General features: G+C 63.4%; 20 protein-coding genes, 1 tRNA gene and 1 pseudogene. 13 read left to right on the plus strand and 9 right to left on the minus strand.

Annotation, left to right across the window (positions count from 1 at the left end):
• Positions 1 to 2 precede the first annotated feature (2 nt).
• The 5 genes from AC5XE7_RS11205 to AC5XE7_RS11225 are packed head-to-tail and all read right to left on the minus strand — an operon-like array spanning position 3 to position 7590.
• Positions 3 to 3890 carry an amino acid adenylation domain-containing protein gene (locus AC5XE7_RS11205; RefSeq protein ID WP_495366089.1) on the minus strand — a complete coding sequence of 1296 codons (3888 nt, stop codon included), beginning with the start codon at positions 3888 to 3890 and terminating at the stop codon, positions 3 to 5.
• Between the two features lie 2 nt (positions 3891 to 3892).
• On the minus strand, positions 3893 to 4141 hold the full coding sequence (locus tag AC5XE7_RS11210) for a phosphopantetheine-binding protein (RefSeq protein ID WP_495366090.1): 249 nt from the start codon (positions 4139 to 4141) through the stop codon (positions 3893 to 3895).
• 11 nt (positions 4142 to 4152) lie between these two features.
• The gene (locus tag AC5XE7_RS11215; RefSeq protein ID WP_495366091.1) at positions 4153 to 4788 is read right to left on the minus strand and encodes an isochorismatase family protein; all 636 of its coding nucleotides are present in this window, start codon (positions 4786 to 4788) and stop codon (positions 4153 to 4155) included.
• Positions 4789 to 4792: 4 nt separating this feature from the next.
• Complete coding sequence (locus AC5XE7_RS11220) at positions 4793 to 6421, minus strand: (2,3-dihydroxybenzoyl)adenylate synthase (RefSeq protein WP_495366092.1); 1629 nt, start codon at positions 6419 to 6421, stop codon at positions 4793 to 4795.
• Complete coding sequence (locus AC5XE7_RS11225; protein WP_495366093.1) at positions 6418 to 7590, minus strand: isochorismate synthase; 1173 nt, start codon at positions 7588 to 7590, stop codon at positions 6418 to 6420. Before AC5XE7_RS11225 ends, AC5XE7_RS11220 begins: the two co-directional genes overlap by 4 nt.
• Before the next feature lie 214 nt (positions 7591 to 7804).
• On the opposite strand from AC5XE7_RS11225, the gene AC5XE7_RS11230 reads away from it, so the two are divergent.
• From AC5XE7_RS11230 to AC5XE7_RS11255, 6 genes are all read left to right on the plus strand, one after another.
• The gene (locus AC5XE7_RS11230; protein ID WP_495366094.1) at positions 7805 to 8308 is read left to right on the plus strand and encodes a cytochrome b; all 504 of its coding nucleotides are present in this window, start codon (positions 7805 to 7807) and stop codon (positions 8306 to 8308) included.
• Positions 8309 to 8461: 153 nt separating this feature from the next.
• Positions 8462 to 9301 (plus strand): alpha/beta hydrolase, encoded by an 840-nt coding sequence (locus AC5XE7_RS11235; RefSeq protein ID WP_495366095.1) that lies wholly within the window; start codon positions 8462 to 8464, stop codon positions 9299 to 9301.
• A gap of 231 nt (positions 9302 to 9532) precedes the next feature.
• Positions 9533 to 10747 carry a tonB-system energizer ExbB gene (gene exbB / locus AC5XE7_RS11240; RefSeq protein WP_495366096.1) on the plus strand — a complete coding sequence of 405 codons (1215 nt, stop codon included), beginning with the start codon at positions 9533 to 9535 and terminating at the stop codon, positions 10745 to 10747.
• Positions 10748 to 10758: 11 nt separating this feature from the next.
• Positions 10759 to 11220, plus strand: a complete 462-nt coding sequence (gene exbD, locus AC5XE7_RS11245; protein WP_183832513.1) for a TonB system transport protein ExbD — start codon at positions 10759 to 10761, stop codon at positions 11218 to 11220.
• Positions 11220 to 12116 carry an energy transducer TonB family protein gene (locus AC5XE7_RS11250; protein WP_495366097.1) on the plus strand — a complete coding sequence of 299 codons (897 nt, stop codon included), beginning with the start codon at positions 11220 to 11222 and terminating at the stop codon, positions 12114 to 12116. Before exbD ends, AC5XE7_RS11250 begins: the two co-directional genes overlap by 1 nt.
• Before the next feature lie 253 nt (positions 12117 to 12369).
• Positions 12370 to 12759 (plus strand): hypothetical protein, encoded by a 390-nt coding sequence (locus AC5XE7_RS11255; protein ID WP_287942233.1) that lies wholly within the window; start codon positions 12370 to 12372, stop codon positions 12757 to 12759.
• Between the two features lie 112 nt (positions 12760 to 12871).
• On the opposite strand, the gene AC5XE7_RS11260 is transcribed toward AC5XE7_RS11255, so the two are convergent.
• Positions 12872 to 13588 (minus strand): SIMPL domain-containing protein, encoded by a 717-nt coding sequence (locus AC5XE7_RS11260; RefSeq protein WP_495366098.1) that lies wholly within the window; start codon positions 13586 to 13588, stop codon positions 12872 to 12874.
• Positions 13589 to 13774: 186 nt separating this feature from the next.
• On the opposite strand from AC5XE7_RS11260, the gene AC5XE7_RS11265 reads away from it, so the two are divergent.
• Positions 13775 to 13850, plus strand: a tRNA-Ile gene (locus AC5XE7_RS11265).
• Between the two features lie 370 nt (positions 13851 to 14220).
• Positions 14221 to 14859 (plus strand): UCP032817 domain-containing protein, encoded by a 639-nt coding sequence (locus AC5XE7_RS11270; protein ID WP_495366099.1) that lies wholly within the window; start codon positions 14221 to 14223, stop codon positions 14857 to 14859.
• A 445-nt stretch (positions 14860 to 15304) separates the two neighbouring features.
• Here AC5XE7_RS11270 and AC5XE7_RS11275 read toward each other — a convergent pair.
• Together AC5XE7_RS11275 and AC5XE7_RS11280 are read right to left on the minus strand one after the other, a co-directional pair.
• Positions 15305 to 16403 (minus strand): annotated as a pseudogene (locus AC5XE7_RS11275) (IS3 family transposase).
• Positions 16348 to 16626 carry a hypothetical protein gene (locus tag AC5XE7_RS11280; RefSeq protein WP_495366100.1) on the minus strand — a complete coding sequence of 93 codons (279 nt, stop codon included), beginning with the start codon at positions 16624 to 16626 and terminating at the stop codon, positions 16348 to 16350. The pseudogene AC5XE7_RS11275 and the gene AC5XE7_RS11280 overlap by 56 nt, the downstream one beginning before the upstream one ends.
• A gap of 213 nt (positions 16627 to 16839) precedes the next feature.
• Here AC5XE7_RS11280 and AC5XE7_RS11285 point away from each other — a divergent pair, with 213 nt between their 5' ends.
• The 4 genes from AC5XE7_RS11285 to AC5XE7_RS11300 all read left to right on the plus strand — a co-directional run bounded on the left by AC5XE7_RS11285 (position 16840) and on the right by AC5XE7_RS11300 (position 20147).
• On the plus strand, positions 16840 to 17529 hold the full coding sequence (locus AC5XE7_RS11285; protein ID WP_495366101.1) for a class I SAM-dependent methyltransferase: 690 nt from the start codon (positions 16840 to 16842) through the stop codon (positions 17527 to 17529).
• Positions 17530 to 17542: 13 nt separating this feature from the next.
• Positions 17543 to 18268, plus strand: coding sequence for a glycosyltransferase family 32 protein (locus tag AC5XE7_RS11290; RefSeq protein WP_495366102.1), 726 nt, complete (start codon positions 17543 to 17545; stop codon positions 18266 to 18268).
• Positions 18269 to 18731: 463 nt separating this feature from the next.
• Positions 18732 to 19169, plus strand: coding sequence for a YqaA family protein (locus AC5XE7_RS11295; protein WP_495366103.1), 438 nt, complete (start codon positions 18732 to 18734; stop codon positions 19167 to 19169).
• A 123-nt stretch (positions 19170 to 19292) separates the two neighbouring features.
• On the plus strand, positions 19293 to 20147 hold the full coding sequence (locus AC5XE7_RS11300; RefSeq protein WP_495366104.1) for a sulfite exporter TauE/SafE family protein: 855 nt from the start codon (positions 19293 to 19295) through the stop codon (positions 20145 to 20147).
• An 18-nt stretch (positions 20148 to 20165) separates the two neighbouring features.
• Here AC5XE7_RS11300 and AC5XE7_RS11305 read toward each other — a convergent pair whose 3' ends face one another.
• Positions 20166 to 20612 (minus strand): YcgN family cysteine cluster protein, encoded by a 447-nt coding sequence (locus tag AC5XE7_RS11305; protein WP_495366189.1) that lies wholly within the window; start codon positions 20610 to 20612, stop codon positions 20166 to 20168.
• Between the two features lie 173 nt (positions 20613 to 20785).
• Between AC5XE7_RS11305 and AC5XE7_RS11310 the strand changes: the two genes are divergently transcribed.
• Positions 20786 to 22753, plus strand: coding sequence for an OmpA family protein (locus AC5XE7_RS11310; RefSeq protein WP_495366105.1), 1968 nt, complete (start codon positions 20786 to 20788; stop codon positions 22751 to 22753).
• Positions 22754 to 22803 lie beyond the last annotated feature (50 nt).

Raw genomic sequence — 22803 nt, forward strand, 5'->3', positions numbered from 1 at the left:
CTTCAGTCGTGTTCGGCAAGCCGGCGGTCCAGCTCCGGCGCGATCAGCGCGGAAGCCGCCGGCGCGGTCAGTTGCGGATGCAGGAACGGCACCTCGACGCAATCGAGCGCCGCTGCATGCGCCAGCCACAGCTCCGGCCTGAGGTCTGGCCTGTCCGTGTGATCGAGCCCGGCGCGCACATGCATCACCGTGCCTTCGTAGCGGCCATGATAATGGGTGCGTACCAGCCGGTTGGTGTCGAGCACCACCCGCACCACGCCGTCAAGCGCCGTTCCCGGCAAATTGCCGAGCGGGCTGTCGCCTTCGCGCAGGAAGGCGATGATGGCCGCGCGCGTCGTCAGTTCGGGATGGGCGTTCGGATCATATCCGGCAATCGCCAGCAACGCGCGCAGCGCCGCCGCCTCGTTCGGCTCCGGCTCGGCCCGCCAGCATTCGGCCGGATAGGAATCGAGCATCGCCACCACGCCGACCTTTTTTCCGCGCGCTCGCAGATGCACGGCCATGGCATGGGCGATGATGCCGCCGACCGACCATCCGGCCAGATGATACGGCCCCTGCGGATAAAGCTCCGCGATCCTCTCGGCATAATCGGCGGCCAGCGCGTCGAGGCTGTCCGGCAGCGGATGCTCCGGATCGATGGAAGGCGATTGCAGCCCGTAGACCGTGCGCCCGGCTCCCAGCGACCGCGCCAGCGTGCGATAGCCCCATGAAAGTCCGCCCGCCGGATGCACGATGAACAGCGGCGGCCTGCCTTCATCACCGCCGCGCAGCCGGATCAACGGCTCCAGCCCGCTGTCATGCACACCATCGGCATCGATAGCTGCGGCGAGCGTCGCGATGGTCGGATGCTCGAACAGAACGCCCAGTCCCGGATCGAAGCCGAACCGCTCCTGCACCCGCAACAAAAGGTGCACCGCCAGAAGGGAGTCGCCGCCGAGATTGAAGAAATCCGCGTCTGGATCGGGCAGTGCCTCCAGCCCCAGCACATCGGCCACGAGCTGGCAAAGTGCCGCCTCGGTCGGCGTCGCCGGCTCCCGCACGGCCTGCACCTCGAAGCTTGGCGCCGGCAGCGCCTTGCGATCAAGCTTGCCATTGGCGTTGACCGGCAGCGCCTGCATCTCGACCACGGCCGAAGGCATCATGTAATCCGCCAGCCGTGCCGCCATATGCCGGCGCAGCCGTTCAGCATCATAGCCCTCCCCCGGCACCACATAGGCGACGATGCGTTTGTCGTCCGGCCGGTCCTCGCGCACGATCACCGCCGCATCGCTCAACAGACCGGAACCGGCAATCGCCGCCTCGATCTCGCCAAGCTCGATGCGCAGCCCCCGGATTTTCACCTGATGGTCGGAGCGCCCAAGATAGACGACCGCGCCGTCTTCCCTGAGCCGCGCCAGGTCGCCGGTCATGTACATGCGCTCGCCCGGCCGGAACGGATCGGCCACGAAGCGCTCTTGCGTGAGATCCGGCCGCCCGAGGTAACAGCGCGCAAGCTGCACGCCCGCAAGATAGAGATGGCCGGCGACGCCGGGCGGCAACGGCCGCAGCCGCTCGTCCAGCACGTAAAGCTGTGTGTTCCACACCGGAAACCCGATCGGCACCGGCGAAGACGTGTCGTCCGGCCCCGCCGGCCAGTAGCTGACATCGACAGCCGCCTCGGTCGGCCCGTAGAGATTGTGCAACTCGCCGGTGATGCGCTGATGGAAACGGTCGCGATGGTCGGCGGTCAGTTCCTCGCCACTGCAGAATGTGCGCGCGACCCTCAGCCCCTGCGAGGCAGGCGCGGCCAGAAAGGCCGAGAGCATGGAGGGCACGAAATGCAGCGTGGTGATGCCGTGCAGGCGAACCAGTGCCGCAATCGCCGCCGGATCGCGATGCGCGCCGGGCAGCGCCACCACCAGCTTCGCCCCGCACAGGAACGGGAGAAAGAATTCCCACACCGAAACATCGAAGGTGGCGGGCGTCTTTTGCAGGAAGCGGTCATCGGCCGAAAAGCCATAATGCGTGCGCATCCATTCCAGACGGTTGACGATGGCGCGATGCTCGATGACGACGCCCTTCGGATCGCCGGTCGATCCTGACGTGTAGATGACATAAACCATGTCGTCGGGCTCAACCTGCGGCAGCGCCCCCTCGCCCGGCTCCTGCGGCCAGTCGGCCGGGGCCAGCACCTGCGCATCGGCAAAGGCTTCGTTGCCCGGCTCTGCGAGAACGCACACAGGCTGCGCCGCCGCCACGATGCGCGCAAGCCGCTGCGGTGGATTGTCGAGGTCGAGCGGCAGATAAGCCGCCCCCGCCCGCAAACTCGCGATCAGCGTGATCACCAGTTCAGCCGAACGCGGCAGCGCCACCGCCACGATCCTGTCGCGCCCTGCCCCACGCTTCACCAGTTCTCCCGCAAGCGCCGCCGTGCGCCGATCAAGCTCGGCATAGCTGAGTGTCGTATCGCCGAACACCAGCGCCGGCGCATCCGGCGTCGCGCGCATCCTCGCCTCGATCAGCGCCGTCAGCGTCGTGTCCGGCACGGTATGGTCGGTCCGGTTCGCCTCCACCAGATAGCGCTCGACATCTGCATCGCAGGCGGTCGGAACATCGGCAAGTGTGGCCGCCTGCATCGCCTTTTCGAGGAAGGCCGCCAGCCGCCGCGAATGCGCTCTCGTCGCCTCCGCCGAATAGAGCGCCGGATTGGAATCGACCTCCATCAGCAGCGCGCTCAGCGCATCGCCGCGGAAGGTGAAGGTGATGTCGTCCACCGCGCCCGCGCCCAGAATATTCAGCGTCACGTCCAGCCCCGGCATGGTTGGCGGCAGATCGAAAGGCTGCATGTTGATCAGCGGGCCATAGAGCCGGCGCGAGCCGCCCACCAATCCAAGATCGCGGCGCAACTGCTCGGAGCGGTAGCGCCCGTGCCGGCGCGCGCGCATCATCCGTTTCGACACGCCGACCAGATAATCGCCCGTCGCCTGCGTCTCGTCGGGCGCGACGCGCAGCGGCAGAACGTTCATCAGCATGCAAGGCACGCGCGCCGCGACATTGCCAAGCCGGCCCATATAGGGAACGCCGACGACGATCTCTTCCGTCCCGGCAAAGCGCCGACAATAGGCCGCCACCAGCGCCGTCAGCGCATCCGGCCATGTCACTTTCGCTTCAGAAGCAAAGGCTTGCAGCCGTTCCATGAATCTTGATGGCAGGTAGAGGCTCTCCCGGTGGAAGCTCGGGCCGGAGGTGGCGCGCCCCGGCGCCATGCCGGTCACCGGCTCCAGCCCGGCCATCGCCTCGTGCCAGAACGCGCGGTCCGCCACGCGCTTTTCCGACTGCGCATAGGCGCGGTCATCGTCCAGCGCCACCTGCAACGGCGGAAAATTCACCGCCGGCTCCGTGCCCTTCATCAGGCACGAATAGCGTTCCGCCACCCGGTTGGTGACCAGCACCATACCGAAACCGTCGATGGCGAGATGGTGAATGCGCTCGTAGAAGAAATGCCGCTCATCCGACAGCCGATAGAGCCGGAAGGCCGCGACCCGGTCGCGAGCGAGGTCCACCGGCGTGTTCGTATCCGCCTCGATCAGCGCCAGCGCCTCCGCCGCCGGGTCGTCCGCGCCCGAAACGTCCACGATTTCGAGGAACGGCCGCCGTGCCGGATCGACCACCTGCACCGGCCCGTCAGGTCCGTCCTCGAAGCGCAGCGACAGCGCCTCCGCCTCCCCGACGGTCGCATCCACCGCCTTGCGGAAGGCGACCACGTCGAGCGGCCCGACGATATCCAGATATTGCCCGGTGTTGAGGATCGGATTGGCCGGGTCGATGCGCTGCGTGTACCACAGGCCCGTCTGCGCCTCGGTCAGCGGCGCGCCTGTCCCTGAAATGGCGGCAGGCGGCTTCGCATCCATGTCTATGCCCCGCTTCCCGCACCCGCCTGCTTGGCCTCGACCGCCTCCCACCAGCCGGCCAGCGTGAAGCGATCGGCCAGTTCGGCGAATTCGAGGTCGAGCCCATCTTCCTGCCATTTCAGGATGAGGTTGAGCAGGCGCATGGAATCGATGCCGAGGTCCATCAGATTGTCCTCCAGCCCGATCTCCTCCGGGTCCTCGTGGATCATGCCTGCAATGTCGGCGCGCATGCGCTCCAGCGTGATGGCCATATGCGCCTCCGTCAGACCAAAGCGGCGATGAGCTGGTCGGTGCCGGCAACGACGCCGCAGCGCCCCGCCACCCAGTCCAGCGCCAGATCGTGCTTTTCGCGTGAAAAATCGGCCAGCGCGTCGGCGGCGAAGAACGCCTCGATGTCGCGCTGGAAGGCTTCCGCCGCCGTCATCATGCAGCCGATATGGGCATAGATGCCGGTGACGATGAGCTGGTCGCGGCCGCGCACCCGCATCAGCGTCTCCAGATTGGAGCGCTGGAAGGCGCTGTAGCGGTGCTTGACCAGCACGAAATCGCCCTTCTCAGGCGCAAGCGGCGTGATGATCGCCTGATCCGCCTCGGCCGACCCCATACCCGGCCCCCAGATATCCGCCTGCAAGCCACGGTCACGCCGGTCCTGATCGCCGTTTTGGGCGGTGTAGAACACGGGAATGCCCTTTTGTCGGCAATGCGCGGCGAGCCGCGCGATATTCGCGGTCGCGGGGCCGAGCGGCGAAGCATCCGCCATGAAGGGCCGCACGAAATAGTTCTGCATGTCGTGGATCAGCAGCGCCGCGCGGCCGGTTTCCACCTTCCACGGTCCGCGCGAAGCGGGCAGCTCCCCCGCCGACGGCAAATCATATGGCTGTATGGTTGGAAGCCCCATGGCGTTACCCCTTCTCCGCCTGGCCGTCGAGGAACGCCTGCCGCAGCCGCGCGCGCAGTTCCTTGCGGCTGATCTTGCCGACCGCCGTGGTCTCGAACGCGTCCACGAACTGGATCTGGTCCGGCACCTTGAATTCGGCCACGTTGCGGGCGCGCATCCAGGCCTTGATCGCCGCGCCCTTCGGCTTCTCGCCCTGCGCAATGATGAAGGCGCAGCTGCGCTCGCCCAGAAATTCGTCCGGGATCGACACCACTGCCGCATCGAATACGTTCGGATGTGCCAGAAGATGGTCCTCGATCTCTTCCGCCGAAACCTTCTCGCCGGCCCGGTTGATGTGGTCGGTCGCCCTTCCCTGCACAACGAGATAGCCTTGCGGAGTCCGCTTCACCACGTCGCCGGTGCGATAGAAACCATCTTCGGTGAAGGAGCGCGCATTGGCGCCCGGCTCATTGTGATAGGCCCGGAGCGTATAGGGCCCGCGCGTCAAGAGATTGCCGGCCTCGCCTTCTGGCACGGGATTGCCCGCATCGTCGACGATCAGCACCTCGTCGTCAGGGCTGATCGGCCGCCCCTGCGTTTCCACCACGATCTCCTCCGGATCGTCGAGGCGCGTGTAGTTCACCAGCCCCTCGGCCATGCCGAACACCTGCTGAAGCTGGCAGCCGAGCGCAGCACGCACCCGGCGCGCGGCTTCCGGCATGAATTTCGCCCCGCCCACCTGCAACACCTTCAGGCTGGACAAATCGTGCTTCGCATTCGCCGCCGCCTGTATCCACAACAGCGCCAGCGGCGGCACCAGCCCGGTGATCGTCACCTTTTCCTGCGCGATCAGCGCGAAAGCCGTCTGCGCATCCGGCGAGGGACACATGACGACACGGCTGCCTGCATAGAGCGCACCCATCACGCCGGGCGAGCTCATCGGGAAATTATGCGCCACCGGCAGCGCCGCCATGTAGACGCTGTTCTCGTCCAGCCCGCAGATCTCGGCGCTCGCGCGGAACGAATAGATATAGTCGTCATGGGTGCGCGGAATGAGCTTCGACAGCCCCGTGCTGCCGCCCGAAATCTGCAAGAAGGCGACAGCGCAAGGCGATGGATCGCCCGGCAGCAGCGCCGGATCGGCGGCAAAATCCTCGAAGCGCGCAAATTCCTCCGCCTCGCCCAGCACCACGACATGGCGAAGCGTCGGCGCCTGCGCCTTCACCTCGCGCGCAAGGGCGCGATAATCGAAACCGTCGCCCCTGTCGGCCACGACATAGCCGGCGGCCTCGGCCTTCCCGGCGAAATGCGCGATCTCGGTGCGGCGGTGCGCCGGCAGTGCGTAGACCGGGATCAGCCCGGCATAAAACAGGCCGAACACCACCGACAGAAACTCCGGCCGGTTGCCGATCTGCACGATCACCCGCTCGCCGGGCTTGAGCCCGAGCTTCAGGAAACCGGCCGCCGCCGTCTCGGCGCGCGCATGCAACTCCCCATAGCTCCAGCGCTGATCGCCGCCCACCACCGCGACGCGGTCGGGAAAGGCGGCGGCGCGCTCGCGCAGCATCTTGGGAAAAGTTTCGCCGCGCCAATAGCCCTTGTCGCGGTAGCGCCGGGCGAATTCCTCCGGCCATGTCTGGCTGACTTCACTCATGCCGCATGCTCTCGCAGGGGTCGGCCGTGCTCGTCAATACCGAGTGCGGAAAGCAGCGCCACGAATTTGGCCGAAGTCTCGTCCGTCTCGCCGGCAGGGTCGGAGCCCGCGACGATGCCTGCCCCGGCATAGAGCGTCGCGTGCCTGCCAGCCAGCCGCGCCGAGCGGATCGAGACATACCATTCGCCGTCGCCCGCCTCGTCGGCCCAGCCGACGGCGCCCGCATAGAAGCCGCGGTCATAGCCTTCGAGCTGGCCGATCACCTCGGCGGAGCGCTCGCGCGGCAGGCCGCACACGGCAGGCGTCGGGTGAAGCACGGATGCGAGTTCCGCCACCGGCGTGTCCGCATCCTTCAGCGTGCCGACGATGCGGGTGCCCAGATGCCACATGGAAGCGGTCGAGCGCAGTGTCGTGCCTTCCGGCGCTTTCAGCTCGCGGCAATAGGGAGACAGCACGTCGAACACGGCATCGACCACCGCCTGATGCTCGCGCCGGTTCTTTTCCGATGTCTCAAGCCCGGCGGCGGAAGCGCGGTCCGCAGCAGGGTCGGCATAACGCCGCGCCGAGCCGGCCAGCGGATGCGAGACCACCTCGCTTGCCTTGCGCGACACCAGCAGTTCCGGCGTCGCTCCCACCAGCAGCGGACGCGCACCATCCGCACCCGCGGGCAGAAGCGTCGAGAAAGCGATGATGCTCGGATCTCTGGCCAGCGCCGCCAGCAGACGGGCAGCATCGAACTCATGCGTTGAAGCCAGCTCAAGACTGCGCGACAGCACAACCTTGGTGAGCGGGTCGGGCTCACCCGCCGACCCCGCAATCAGCTTCAGCGCGGCCGCAACGGCTTCGCCATAGGCAAAAGGCGCCGGAACCGGCGTGATGGCGCAGCGCACTGCATCCGGCAGCGCCATGCGCTTGCCGGCACTGCCCCTGTCATCGGCAGCATCGGCACAGATTTGCGGCTGGAAAAGATAATCCGCCTGCGAACGGTCAAACGGCAAGGCACCCATAACCACACGCGGGCCGCTCTGGTTTTCCGCGAAAAACGCGGTCACCCGCGCGGCCAGACTGTCGATCGCACCGCGCGCGACTTCCGCGCGCAGCCCCTGCCCGGTCACACTGCGCGCACTGCCCTGCAGGCGGAACACCTCATCCGCCCGCTGAGCGGACACGGAATTTGAATTTTCATTTCCCGACGGCAAGACCAGCACCTGAATTTTGATTATCGCCGCCTTGGATGCAGAGCATCTTCGGCGATGATCCGACGTCACTTTGCGGGCACCAACAAAATATGAATGCCTATGTCAACTTACAAACTTGCAATGTAGACATGAATCCGGGATGCCAGCCATATAATGCCGCGCCAGCAGGGAGCGAGAACGCCACATGACTGAAAAGCGCCGATATGACGCCGTCGCCATCTGGCTGCACTGGCTGGTCGCTTTGCTGGTCCTCGTCCAGTTCGCGACCGGCTGGGTCTGGGGCTTTTTCGAGCGTGGTTCGGAACCGCGCTTTTACCTGTTCAGAACCCATATCACGCTGGGCTCCGCCATTCTGGCGCTGGCCGTGGCGCGTGTCGGCTGGCGCATCACCCACCGCGCCCCGCCCCTGCCGGAAGGCATGACGCGCCTGCAGCGCATCGCCGCTCATGCCGGGCATGGCCTGCTCTACCTTGCCATTCTGGTGCAGCCCGCACTCGGCCTGCTGGCGATCTCCGGCTTCGGCAAGACACTGGGCCGCTGGCCACGCGACGCGCACAATCTCGCGGCAAAACTCATCCTCGCCATCATCATCCTGCATGTCGTGGCCGTAATCTGGCACCAGCTGATCCGCAGGGACGGTCTGCTGGCGCGCATGCTGCCGGCACGGCTTTCCGCACAGACACGATGAGGGCACGGTTTCCGTTCAGGGACCGCGGAAAAGCCCCGCAAAACCTCTTCCGCGATGAAAAACATTTCATTTCAACGGCTACATGATAAAATTCATCAAGTTTGATCCGCCGCGGCCTTGACGGCATTTCGCCCGACCTGCCACAGCTAATCCATGCAACCGCAAACTGCCATTCCTGCCCAGCCCAAACAGCCGCAGCCGGCTGCGCTCGGCATTTTCGGCACCCCCGTCTCCACCCACAGGCTGGAGCGCCGGCGCGTCACGGCGGGCGACAGGGCATTCGTGATTTTCCGCGCCATTCCGCTAAATCCCGCACCGTCGCGCGGCCATCCCCTGCTTTACATGCTGGACGGCAACGCCGCCTTCGATGCCCTGACGACCGAACATCTGGAAGCCAATCCCGCCCTCGCCATTGCCGGAATAGGCTACGACACGGATTTGCGCTTCGACGTTCTGGCGCGGACGCTCGATTACACCCCTGCCGAGACCCCATTGGCCACAAACGGGCGCAGGACCGGCGGCGCGGACGCCTTCCTCGATCTCCTTACCGGCGAACTGCGCAGGCAAGCGGAAGCCGGGCTCCCGGTCGACCCGCGGCGCCGCACCCTGTGGGGCCATTCGCTGGCCGGCATCTGCACGCTCTACGCACTTCTGCGCAAACCCGGCGCCTTCCGGCGCTACGCCTCTGTCAGCCCGTCGATCTGGTGGAACGACGAATGGATGCTGGACTTCGAGGCGCGGGCTGCCCTGCCCGAAAACGATGCCGGGGTTAACGATGCCGATGTTCTGGTCATGCTGGGCGACAGCGAGCGCCGGTCCAATCCCGCAGGCCCACACTGGTCAGGCCCCGCCCCCCACACGCTGGAGATGATTGAGAGGCTGAAGCGACGCCCCTGCCTTCAGGTCGGACAGGACATCTTTGCCGGACTTGGCCACGCGGCAACCCTGCCGGCTTCGCTCGGCCCCGCAATGAAATTAGCCGGCGCCGGGTAATTTGCCGGGCATCCGGCAACGCGGCGCGCTCACCGGCCTGTGAAAGTTTCGACAGAGTTTATGGTGAAAAATGCCTTATAATCTTGAATGCTTTAGTCAACAATGATAACCGCCACCCAGTTCGATCGAACGGCACCCTTCGGGATGCCTTCGGCGGAATGCGGAAATCTGCGCGATGTCCGGCAGGGTGGTGCTCGAACGCCGCGGAACAATTTGAGGTAGGGTTGCAGAATGGTCGATCTGATGAGGCGTGAAACCTGTGCTAGGGGATCGGCACTGAAACGTCTGGCCGCTGTCGCACTCTGTGCCGGCCTGTGTGCTGCCTTCACCCAGACGACCTTTGCCCAGGAACAGCCCGCGCCGCAGGCCCCGGCCGCCGCAACTGCGCCGGCAGAACCTGCCCCCACACAACCGGCCCCCACTCAGCCGGCAGCAGCGGAAACGGCTCCCGCAGTCCCTGCCGCTCAGGCACCGACCACGCCCGCGCCGCAGGCACAGGATACGTCATCGCCGGCCCCTGCCGCTCCGGCACCAGATGCAACGCAGCCTGCCACCGGCACCGAAGGTGCAGCCCCCGGCGCTGCCGCGCCCGGACAGGACGGCCAGCAGCCGCCGGCACAGGCGCCTGCCGCCGATGCGAATGCTGCGCAGGACAATATCGAATCCTCCGCCCAGCCGGTCGAAACCGGCGCAGAGGAAGCAGCCCCCGGCGAAGAAGGCGAACGGGATCTCTCCCTCCCGCACGATCTTTCGCCATGGGGCATGTTCATGGCCGCCGACTGGGTGGTCAAGGCGGTCATGATCGGCCTTGCCTTCGCCTCGCTGGTCACCTGGACGGTCTGGCTTGCCAAGTCGCTTGAACTGGCCGGCTCTAAGGCGCGCCTGCGCTCGGCTCTGCGCGCCATTCTGGGTTCGGCTTCGCTGGACGAGGCAGCCCAGAAGCTCGGCAAGCGCGGGGATGCGGGTTCGCGTCTGGTTCAGGCCGCCGTCGAGGAATCGAAGATGTCGGCGGGCGCACTGGATCACGCCGATCCGTCCGGCCTCAAGGAACGTGTCTGGTCGCGCATGTCGCGCATCCAGATCCAGACCGGCCGCCGCCTCAGCCGCGGCACCGGCGTTCTGGCCACCATCGGCTCCACTTCGCCCTTCGTCGGTCTGTTCGGCACCGTCTGGGGCATCATGAACTCGTTCATCGGCATCTCGGAATCGCAGACCACCAACCTTGCGGTTGTGGCGCCGGGCATCGCCGAGGCCCTTCTGGCCACCGCGCTCGGCCTCGTCGCCGCCATTCCCGCCGTGGTCATCTACAACGTCTTCTCCCGCTCGATCACCGGCTATCGTCAGGCTCTGGCCGATGCCGCCGCCGGCGTAGAGCGTCTCGTCAGCCGCGATCTCGACTTCCGCAAGGCCCCTGCCGCCGCGCGCGAACGGCTTGCAGCGGAATAGGAGCTGGAACCATGGCCGGAGGCATCAGGGAAAGCACCGGGGAAGACGACGATCTTCAGGAAACCCACGAGATCAACGTCACGCCCTTCATCGACGTCATGCTGGTTCTGCTCATCATCTTCATGGTGGCGGCGCCGCTGGCAACCGTGGATGTGAATGTCGATCTGCCGGCGGCGGCCGCCACGCCGGCGCCACGGCCCGACAAGCCGCTCTACCTCACCGTCAAGGAGGACCTCACCGTCCTTCTCGGCAATGACGAGGTGGCGCGCGATACATTGCCGAGCGCGCTCGACAATTTCACCGGCGGCGACAAGGAGCAGCGCGTCTTCCTGCGTGCCGATCAGGCCGTCGACTATGGCGAGCTGATGAATGTCATGAACCTGCTGCGCAAGGCAGGCTATCTGAAGATCGCTCTGGTCGGCCTTGAAATGCTGCCCGCAGCGACCACCGAAAGTGAAACCGGATCACCGTGATGAGCAACGCGGCCTACCATCCGGCGGACAGTCTTTCGCTGAATCTCGGCAAGGGCGAAATCGCGCTCTGGTCGGGTGCCGCCGCTTTCGTTCTCGCCGTGCATCTGGCCGGCGTCTGGTATCTCAATCGCGTTCCCGCCATGGAAGCGCCCTCCCTCGATGCCGCTCCCGCCATCATGATGGAGCTGGCGCCCATGGTCGTGGCGCCCGAGGCCGTTCTCAACGAGATGGCCGAGGTGGTCGACAGCGCCCCCGCCGAGGAGGTCGAGGAAATCGTCGAGGAGATCGACCCGGTCGAGGAGCCGGTACTTGAGGAAGTGGTCGAGGAAGAGCCCGTAGAGACCGAGGAAGTGGCGGAGCTTGAGCCCGTCGAAACCCCCGAAGATGTGGTCGAGGAGCTTGAGGAAGTGCCGCTTCCCGAGGTTGCGATGGCCGTGCCGCAGCGCCGTCCCGTGCCCGAAAAGCCCAAGCCCATCGAAAAGCCGGTTGAGAAGAAGATCGAGAAGAAAAAGGTCGAGAAGAAGCAGTCAAAGCCGCAGGTGGCCGCCACCAAGTCGGCCACCGATGCGCCGGCCACCGCTGCGCCCCGCGTCGCAAAGGCTGCGGCTGGCTCGGGAATGTCGCCTGCGCGCTGGCAGTCCCGCGTCAACGCCCACCTCAACCGCTACAAGCGCTATCCCAGCGGGGCCAGAGGCGTCGGCATCGCGACTGTCAGCTTCACCATCAATCCCGGCGGCGAGGTGCTGGCCGTATCGCTCGCTCGTTCTTCGGGCGATCCAGCCTTCGACAGTGCGGCTGTTGAGCTGGTGCGCCGTGCCTCCCCGGTCCCCGCTCCGCCGCCGGATCTGGCCAAGTCGCGCATGAGCCTCGTCGTGCCGATCCGCTATTCGCGCTGAAACATCCCGCACTGAAGGGCGACATTTCCTTTCCGTGCTGCAAAAACGACATGCCGGGTTTCCTCATGAAACCCGGCATTTTTTGGTTTTTCCATGGGAATTGCCGGATCGGCACGGCCTGTCCGCGAAAATGAACACGATATGAATGCGCGGTTCGTGGCCGGTTCAGCCAGAGCGCCCTAAATTCTTCTCATGGATGGGTGATGGCGACTGCCTGTCCCGCAAGCCCCCGAAGGACATCAAGGAGAAGACCATGATCAGGATGATTAAGACCGCAGTTCTTTCCGCTCTCATCGGCTTGGGCGGGTTGGCCGCCCTTCCAGCCGCAGCGCAGGCGGATGGCCTTTACCTCAATTACGGCGGTCAGGGTTCCGCTTATGGCATGAATGTCCAGCATCGCGACCACGGCCGCCATCAGGATTGGCGCCGTGACCGGGACCGCCATCATGACTGGCGCCGCGACAGGGGCCGCCATGATGGATGCAGCGCACGCACGGCCCTGAACAAGGCCGATCGCATGGGCGTGCGGCGCGCACGCGTGGTTGATTCCAACCGCCGCATCGTGCGGGTGGCTGGCCACAAGTTCAATCATCGCGTCGTGCTGACCTTCGCAAACCAGCGCGGCTGCCCGGTGCTTCGCTAACCCGTCGCGGTGGAGACATCTCCCGCACGGCGCAGACCGAAAGCGGGTTCCGACAACAAAAAGCCCCGGAAGCGTTCAGCTTCCGGGGCTTTTTCAGATGGGCTTTTCAGGCTTACTTCAGTTCGAAGGTCACATTGACCTGAACGCGGTAGGCGTTTTCGCCGGCCTGAACCGGCGCGGCACCGGCCTGCGGCATGGCATCAAAAGACTTGGCAGCGATGCGGATGGGCATTGGCGGGGCCGACTGCTCCGAGATTTCAAGCACCTTGCCGACCGAAGAGCCGGCTGCTTCGGCCAGCGTCTTGGCCTTGGCGATGGCATCGGCAACCGCCTTCTTGCGCGCTTCGGTGACAACCGCGGCCGGATTGGCATTGGTGAAGACGATGCCGCCACCCTCGTTGACGCCGAGCGTAACGGCCTTGTCGAGCAGCTCGCCGGTCTTGTCGATGTCGCGAATGCGCACCGAAAGCGCATTGGTGACCTGATAGGCGACCAGTTCAGCTTCCTGTCCGCCATCCGGCTTGGAATTGTAGTTGTAGCGCGGGCTGATCTGGATACCGGCCGTCTGCAGGTCGCGGTCCTCGATCCCCGCCGCCTTCATGGCCGAGATCACCGCGGCCATCGCATCATTGTTGGCGTCGAGTGCCGCGCGCGCGGTCTTGGCCTCGCGCATGACCGACAGCGACAGGACCGCGATGTCGGGAGCAACAGTCGCCTCCCCTTCGCCGGTAACCACGATCTGCGGTGCCGACCTGGCATCGGCGGCATTGGCAACGGCAGGCAGAACCATTGCCGCGGCCAGTGCCAGAGGTAGAAGGAATCCGTTCATCAGGTGCTCCATGAAATGCGTCCCAGCGCGGAATGCTTTAAGTGGCGAATATGGACTGATTTGGGCACTTGACGCCATAGTCTCATCAAATGAATGAAGTTCCCGACTTTTAAGCACCCACCGGCCACGCTTCTGCAGCCGTGGCTCTTGTGCCGGCAACAGAAACGCACTAATCAGCCCTGCGTGGGGCCTGTAGCTCAATGGTTAGAGCCGGCGGCTCATAACCGCTTGGTTGGGGGTTCGAGTCCCTCCGGGCCCACCAACCCTATTAATGCATTGAAATTGCTGGATAATTTCTCCCGCACCCGCTAGAATGTGCACCCTTGCATAGCGAACTCACCTCTGGGGGGCTTGGCGAAGGCGGCAAGGCAGGCAGAACGATCGGCGGCGTCAGATAGAGGCGGCGGTCTTTGGGGCCGATGAAATCTGACATTGAAACAGAATACTATGGTTCTGGTTCAGATTGACCTCCGCAAATCCTCGGCCGGCGCTGACCACGAAGATGCACTTTGCTCGATTCCCCGCCCTTGAGGAGCCGCCTTTCGGATACGTCGCGAGATGCGAAGCGCGCATTGCTTTCCGTTACGGAATAGTCGCATTATCTCGGCGCGGTCTCAATAGCGGAGGATGACATGCCAATTAATCCCGGAACAGATTATGAAGTGCAGGACGAGATGCTGGCTATCTATAACGTCGGGGATGAAAATCAGCACCGCATTAAGCTTGTAGCCGAGTATGATCTATCTGAAATATCTTATGAATTATCCGACGATCTGATTCGAACCGGGCGCGCCTACTCCTGTGAGCAAGCCTATCCGTTGATGTTCGAGTACGGGAAGTGCGACAAGAGGCTAGCTCTTAGGCTGGAAGCAGAATTCAAGCGTTTTTGCATACTGACGCTATTGAAAACTGGGGTTCCACACGCTCCTCCCGGAGCAGTTGACATGTACTGGCACTTCTTCATTCTCCACACCAAGCCGTACGCGGAATTCTGCATTTCAGTCTGGGGTGATTTCGAAGGAGCCGACCGGGTTCGCGATCACTTTCCATCGACGGATTCTACTCGAAAAGGGATGCTCGATGCCTACAAGGCGACCCGAGCCCTCTACGTCGAGGTATTCGGAGAACCCAAGCCCTTCCGCATGGAAGGGATCAAGCGACCCAACGGAGATGTATTGCCATTGGCTGACCGTCACATTTGGAAAATTGGCAGCGATACCAGTGGCGACAGTTATTCAGGGACGGTCGAAGCTGATCAACTCATAGTCTGATCTTGCAGGGACAGTTGAAATAGAAATGATAATTCTGTTTCAAATCACAGTCGCATAGTGGGTTTCTGCGAAAGGTGCTTGTGACGTCAAGGCTTGGAGAAAGCCAGCAGGTGCGGGAGACACATCGAAAAGCATATTTAAAACTTGGGTTCCAATTCTCCCGCACCTATTCATAACCCATTGAAACTGCACAGAACACGCTAGCCCTCCGGGCCCACCATTTTCCCCTAAAATCAAACGCATATACATTCTCACCGGCAGTAGGGAACCCGTATGTAGCCGGTCACGCGATCTGGCATTTTTTTCACCGCTTCCGTCATCAAATCATTTTTTGAGATTCTGACCTGCCACTGAACTTTCATCCAGCGGCGACTAGGCTCAGGACTCATTGTGAGGTGCTCCCCTTCTTTGGACCGCCCGGCTGGAGGATTTCGCGGGCTTGGGCTCATGGCGGATGGGATGCACCGGAGCCATTCATGAGCGATATCGGCGGCTTATTGCCGATTGCGCTGTGAGGGCGAACCTCGTGTAGTCTCTACGCCAATGCTCCATCTTCTGGCGGGCGTCGTCAAGGGTCAGGAACCAGTGGGTGTTCAGGCACTCCGCGCGGAACTTACCGTTGAACGACTCGATGAAGGAGTTGTCGGTCGGCTTGCCCGGCCGTGAGAAATCGAGAACGACGTTCTTCTGATAGGCCCACAGATCGAGGTCGCGAGAGATGAACTCTGAGCCGTTGTCGACCCTGATCGATCGCGGATAGCCATGCTCGCGACAGACACGCTCGAGCGTAGCAACGACATCTTCGCCGCGATAGCTGTAGCGCGGATCGACGGCCGGCGAGAAGCGTGACCAGATGTCGACGATGGTCAGAACGCGCAGCTTCTTTCCGGTCGCCAGCTGATCGTGCACGAAGTCCATCGCCCAGGTCTGGTTGCATCGCGTCGCCTCCGTCCTGTCTTCCCGCAGCTTCGCCTTCACCCGCCTTTTTGGTGTCTTGTTGCGCAGCTGGAGCCCTAACTCATTGTAGAGCTTGTATGTTCGCTTGATGTTGATCGGCCAGCCCTCGCGCACCAGAAGAACGTGGACGCGACGATAGCCGTAGCGCACCCGCGTCTGGCAGATCTCGTTGATACGTTGCTTCAAGGCGGCCTGATCCCCGCGCCGGGACTTGTAGGTGTAGAGGGAGCGGTCGACACGCAGGACCTGGCATGCCCTGCGCACCGATGCCTTCCAAACCTCCCGCACCTGATCCACAAGCTGGCGACGGCGAGCAGGCCTCAGAGCTTTTTTTGCAGAACATCCTGCAGCATCGCCTTGTCCAGGGACAGATCGGCGACAAGCCTCTTCAGCTTGGCATTCTCTTCCTCAAGCTGGCGCAACCGCTTAACTTCGGACGGCATGAGACCGGCATAGCGTTTGCGCCAATTGTAGAACGTCGCCTCCGAAATTCCCGCCTTGCGGCAGACCTCGCCGATCGCCGTTCCATCTTCAGCCTGCTTCAAAACAAACACGATCTGCGCTTCCGAAAACTTCGATGCCTTCATTGGAACTCTCCTTCTCCCATCGAGGGATCATAGTTGGAAAATTCCAGCCAAAAACGGTCCAAATTGGCGGGGGCACGTCAACACGATGCAGGTTTGGGCATATAGCGGCCGTCACCGGCCCGTTGAGGTTGTCGGCCAGCGTCTGGTCCGGAATCTCGAACGATAAAGTTCCTTCGGGTACCCGGTTGACGCGAGTGCCGTGCCGGTAAGCGAGGTCAGGCATGTGACTGGCCTCCCGAAACGCGAAAAGGACTGATGAAGTCCCTGTCTAAAAGAGGCTTAAGGCCACCGATACGAGCAATCAAGGAGGCAGTTTTGCCCCCAGAGGCGCACGACTTACGCTTTCTGCAAATTGGCAGGCATGCTAAGGCGCGATGTCTTGCATCATGTTGCAATGACCCTTGCTATGCTTGCTGATCTGTTGGGAGCGCACCGCATGAACAAATGGAAGCTCTTGAGGAGGAAACTGCGGTATGGTTTCCGGCACAAATTTGGCTTTTTTCAAGAGCCGGTCGTGAAGACGGAGCAATTTGGCATCCGCGCTGGATACAGGCACAGACCTGAAAACGCCTTCTACGATGATACAGCTCAGAAAGATCAGCACCAGCGCGAGGTGTATGAAGCCGCGGCCGCAGCCAGCAAAGAAATTGGCGCGAAAAAAGTCTTTGATATAGGATGCGGGTCCGGCTTCAAGCTGATGAAGTTCTTTCCAGACACCGAAACCGTTGGTTTTGATTTGGAGCCCACCCTGTCATTTTTGAGGCAGACATATCCTGAGAGGCAGTGGGCCTCAGCCGACTTCGAAAGAGATACGGATCAGGCGGATATCGTTATCTGTGCTGACGTGGTTGAGCATATCCCAAACCCGGATCTGCTCATGCAGTACCTGTCACGCATTACACGCGGCAAGCTTGTTATCTCGACTCCGGACAGATACCGCGTCTATGGCTGGGATCATTCAGGACCACCACGAAACCGTGCGCATTGCCGCGAATGGTCGATGGATGAGTTCCGTATCTATGTTGAACGATGGTTCAACATAGAAGATCACCGCATAACAAACATTGACGATTCCACCCAGATGATAATTGGAACACCGCGGTCCCCTGCTGGACTGGAGGCCTGACAGAGCGCGTCCAATGAAGAAGTCAGAGTTTATTTCAAGCCAGCACCTGCAGCCGGGCATCCTCCGGTATTCGAACAGAGCCCCGATCCCACAGATACCAAAGGTCCTTCACTTTGTATGGGTCGGCGACGAAGCAAAATGTCCGCATCATTGCATTGACAGTTGGAGGGTTCATCACCCCGACTGGGTGATCAAAGTCTGGGGCAATGACGACTACAACAATCGGCAATGGCGCCTGAAGTCCCACATGCAGAACATGTGGAATTATGAACTGAACGGTGTCGCAGATATGATGCGCTACGAAATCCTTCTGGAAAATGGTGGAATCGCGCTTGATGCCGACAGCATATGCCTGAAGCCGCTGCCAGAGTGGATTTTAGAATGCGAAGCTGTGGCTGCAACCGAAAACGGACTTTTCCGGACCCCTCTGATCGCCTGCGGCTTTCAGGGAACCAAGCCCAAAAATCAGTTCTATGAGACGCTGGTGCGGGAACTGGAAAGCAATCCCAATGCATTATTCAAGACTATTCTTGGCTTCCGCCATAAGCGCTACCCCGCGTGGAAGAGCGTTGGGCCACGATATCTAACCCGGATTTACCAACGCGAAGCATATTCTAACCTCACAATTCTCCCCGGACATTTCTTTTATCCCGAGGTCGGCAAAGACGGTTACGCCTACACCGGCGGCGGCCCTGTATATGCCTATCAGCTCTGGGGCTCCACATTTTCAGGATATTGATATGCTGTTCCCGACGCCTGCTAAACGTCCTGGCGAAGAACTGCTCAATCTGCACCATCGAAAAGCCGGGAGCTAAAAATCCTACCGGCATTCTCGGCTCGTGACAAACAAGGGTACTGCTGTCTGCAAAGGCAATTTGTACCGCGCGGTTGTGCTGATAACTATTCCCCGACTGCATCAGGCAGACCATCAGCGCTTCCGCCTGACCCTTGCCGCCGCCGGCCGGCGTAATAAGCCGCCACATCCACAACGACGTTTCGTAACGCCTTCGCCAACGTCGCGCTGAGCTACACCCGCACCGCCACCCTTTACTGACGCAGGATTCCGGGACGTGGAGCTTGTGAGCGGCGGTGTGACCTTTCCCTCCCAGACACCGCCACCCGGCCGGGCGATCGGAACTGGCGTCCGACCGGGCCTTGGCTTACACGGTCCTTCCCGCAACCGGCGCGAACGGGTTGAGAAAATGCCAGACATTGCCGTTCTCGGCGGCCTTTTCAGCCTTGCCTTCGTCGCGGCCACGATATTGCCGGCCCAATCGGAAGCAGCGCTTGTCGCGGCGCTCGTTGCCGGGCAATGGCCGCCCCTGCTGCTCGTCGCGGTCGCCAGCGCGGGCAATGTGCTCGGCGCGGTCGTCAACTGGGCGCTGGGGCGCGGCATCGCGCGTTTCCGGCACCGGAAATGGTTTCCCGTCAGCGACAAGGCGCTTGAGCGCGCAACGGGCTGGTACCACCGCTGGGGTCGCTGGTCGCTGCTGCTGAGTTGGGCGCCCCTCGTCGGCGACGCATTGACGGTCGCTGCCGGCGTGCTGCGCGAGCCGCTGCCGAGCTTCCTTTTCCTCGTCACCATCGCCAAGACCGGCCGCTATCTGGTGGTGGCGGCGATCACGCTTGGCCTTTTGTGAAGCCGGGCCTTCTGTAAAAACACGCCATGCAGCCTGCGACGGCAAGGTGGCGCGGTGAATGCAAAAAGGTTATGAACCCGTGACCTGCCTCCTCCCGAGGCACGATTCCAGCACCGAGGCATCATGTTCGGCATTTCCGGCTACGAACTTTTCATCATCGTCGTCGCCCTTGGGGCTGCCGGCGCGCTCACCGGCCTGCTGGCCGGCGTGTTCGGTGTCGGTGGCGGAGCGGTCATCGTTCCGGTGCTTTACGAATTCTTCCGCGTGCTCGGCGTTCCCGATGAAGTGCGCATGCCGCTGTGCATCGGCACCTCGCTGGCCATCATCGCGCCGACTTCGGTGCGTTCCTTCCGCGCCCACCAGAAGAAAGGCGCGGTCGACATGTCGATCCTGAAGCTGTGGGCGGTTCCGGTCGTCATCGGCGTCATCATGGGCGGCTTTGTCGCCCGCTATGCGCCCGAAACCCTGTTCAAGACTGTGTTCGTCGTCGTCGCCAGCATCTCGGCCATAAAGCTGCTTGGCGCGCGCGAAAGCTGGAAGCTTGGCAGCGACATTCCCGGAAATTTCGTCATGCGCATCTACGGCTGGCTGATCGGCGTGCTGTCGTCGCTGATGGGCATTGGCGGCGGCCAGCTTTCCAGCCTGTTCATGACCTTCTACGGCCGCCCGATCCATCAGGCGGTGGCCACCTCGTCCGGTCTTGGGCCGCTGATCGCCGTGCCGGGCGCCATCTCCTACATCTTTGCCGGATGGGGCAAGGCGGCGGCCTGGCCCGATGTCGTGCTGCTGCAATGGCCCTATGCGCTGGGTTATGTGTCGCTGCTCGGCATGGTGCTGTTGTTCCCCGTCAGCATGCTGACGGCGCCATGGGGCGCGCGCCTTGCCCACGCGCTGCCTAAGCGCAGGCTGGAAATCGCCTTCGGCCTGTTCCTGCTGGCGATCGCGCTTCGCTTCCTGTGGTCGATGATCGGGTCGTGACCCCCTGTGGCCCTGAGTTCAGGGCTCCTCGTCGAGCACATAGTCGAAATAATCTTCCGGCTCCTGAAGGTCGCTTTCGCTGGCGCAAACGCGCCCGCGCATGGAAACGCCCGCTTCATGCACCGTCTCGGCGCTGCCTGAAAGCAGGCGGTGCCACCAGTAGAGATCACGCCCCTCCGCCACCAGCCGGTAGGCGCAGGTGCCGGGCAGCCATGAAATGGTGCGCACGTTCTGCGGCGTGAGGCCCACGCAGTCCGACACCTGCGAAAGCCGGTTGGTGTAATCCGAACAACGGCATGTGCCCGCATCGAACATCCGGCAGGACACGCTGGTCCAGTAGATGTCGCCGGTATCCTCGTCCTCCAGCTTCGACATGCAGCACTTGCCGCAGCCGTCGCACAGCGATTCCCACTCGGCCGCGCTCAACTCCTCAAGCGCTTTGGTTTTCCAGAAAGGCTTTTCCATGACCCGCATGTGGCCCGTGGGACCACGAAGGTCAAGCCGGCCGCGAAACGGACACGGTACGGCCATGATTTGGTCTGGCAAACGCCTTGCATCCTGCATAACCATTATTCGTCGGAACCAATTGCGGGACGGCAAGTTTCGGCAAGATAGGGACCTTGAAGGAGAGCAACTGCATGAAACTTCACCCTGGAATTCTCGCGGGCACCGCACTTGGCCTGCTCATGGCCACCGGGCCGCTTGCCGCGCTGCCCCTTGGCGGCAAGGCCGGGATTGCGTCCTCCATGGGCGACAGCCCGCTGATGCTGGCGCAGGCCGAGTGCCCCGAAGGCGAAGCGGCGGAGAACTGCGCGCCCCGCCAGCAGCAGCCGGCCGAAGAGCGCCCGGCGCCGGAACCGGAAGCCACGCCTGCACCCCCGCCGCCAGAGCCTGCTCCGGAACCCGAACCCGCGCCTCAGCCGGCGCCGCCACCTGCCCCTGAGCCGGCCCCTGCACCTGCGCCACCTCCCGCGCCGGAGCCGGCACCCCAGCCCGCACCAGCACCCGCGCCCGAACCAGCTCCCGCGCCTGCACCGGAGCCAGAACCGCAGCCGCAGACCGAACAGCCAGCGCCCGGGCAATCCGCTCCACAACCGGAGCCAGCCCCACAGCCGGAAGCGCCTGCTGAACAGCCGGCACCGGAGCCAGCGCCCGCCCCGGCTCCGCAACCCGAGCAGCCCGCGGCTCCCACGCCCAGCTCCCCAGAGCCCGAAGCACAGGAACCGGCCCCTCAGCCGGAGGCCGAAAAACCTGCGCCCGAAGCCCCGGCGGCTGAACAACCCGCCCCCGCACCCGCCGAAAACGGCGAGACCGCTCCGCGCCAGCCTCCCGAGCCGGGCAACGACAATGAACAGGGTCAGCCAGCCGGGCAGCCGGCACAGCCCGAACAGCCTGCCCCCCAGCCGCCGACGCAGAGCGAAGCGCCTCCCGCCAATCCCGACGAGGCACCGCTTCTCGACAGCCAGAAGGAGGCTCCCCCGCCCGCCGAAGGTGGACAACCCGCCCCCGACGGCGCTCAGCCCGTGCCTACCCCGGCCCCTGCGCCTGACGGCCAAACCCCTGCTGGCCAGACCCCCGATGGCCAGACACAGGCGCCCCAGCCCGCGCCTGTCGATGCAGGCCCGCCGCCGGCAGACGACCGCGCCGCCCAGCAGGCCATCGCGCCTGAAAAGATCGTGCCGGCTATCGAGGAGAAAGGCACACGGCGCGAGCGTCCGCCCGAACCGCGCCGCGAGCGCCCGGACGGCATCGACGTGCTGCGCGAGATCGGCGACCGCGTGATCCTGCAGCTCGGCGGCCAGACCATCGTTGAAAGCAACGACCGGCCCCGCATGACCCGCGATGCCCGCGACGTCTATTACGAGGACCTGCCGCGCGGTCGCACCCGCGAGGTCATCCTCCGCGACAATGGCAGCCAGATCGTCACCATCCGCAACCGCCATGGCGACGTGATCCAGCGTTCGCGCATCACGCCGGACGGGCGCGAATACATCCTCAGCTATGCGGACGAGCAGCGCTATGACGATGTGCGCGAGTGGCGCGATCCGGGCTATGACCTGCCGCCCATCCGCCTCACCATCCCGCGCGACGACTACATTCTGGAATCGCGCCGGGTGCGGGATCCGGACGCCTATTACCGCTTCCTCGAACAGCCGCCGGTGGAGCGCGTCCAGCGTCTCTATTCGGTGGAAGAGGTGAAGCGCTCGGCCCGCGTGCGCGATATCGCCCGGCGCGTCGATCTCGATACGCTCAACTTCGAGTTCGGCTCCGCCTCCGTCGGCGACAGCGAGATCGAGAAGCTGGATGGCGTCGCCACGGCCATCGAAAGGATGCTGGAGAAGAACCCGGCCGAAACCTTCCTGATCGAGGGCCACACCGATGCGGTCGGCTCCGATCAGGCCAATCTGGCGCTGTCCGACCGCCGTGCCGAGGCGGTTGCCGAAGCGCTGACGGGCGCCTTCGGCATCCCGCCGGAAAATCTGGCAACGCAGGGCTATGGCGAGCAGTATCTCAAGATCAACACGCAAAAGCCGGAACGCGAGAACCGGCGCGTGACGATCCGCCGGATCACCCCGCTCGTCGCCCCGGTGGCGCAGGCAAATTGAATGAAAGCCGGATAAACAAAGTGATGACGCCAGGGTTTTGAAGCATTGAA

The sequence above is a fragment of the Aquamicrobium sp. YD-1-mutant5 genome (genome assembly GCF_059509755.1).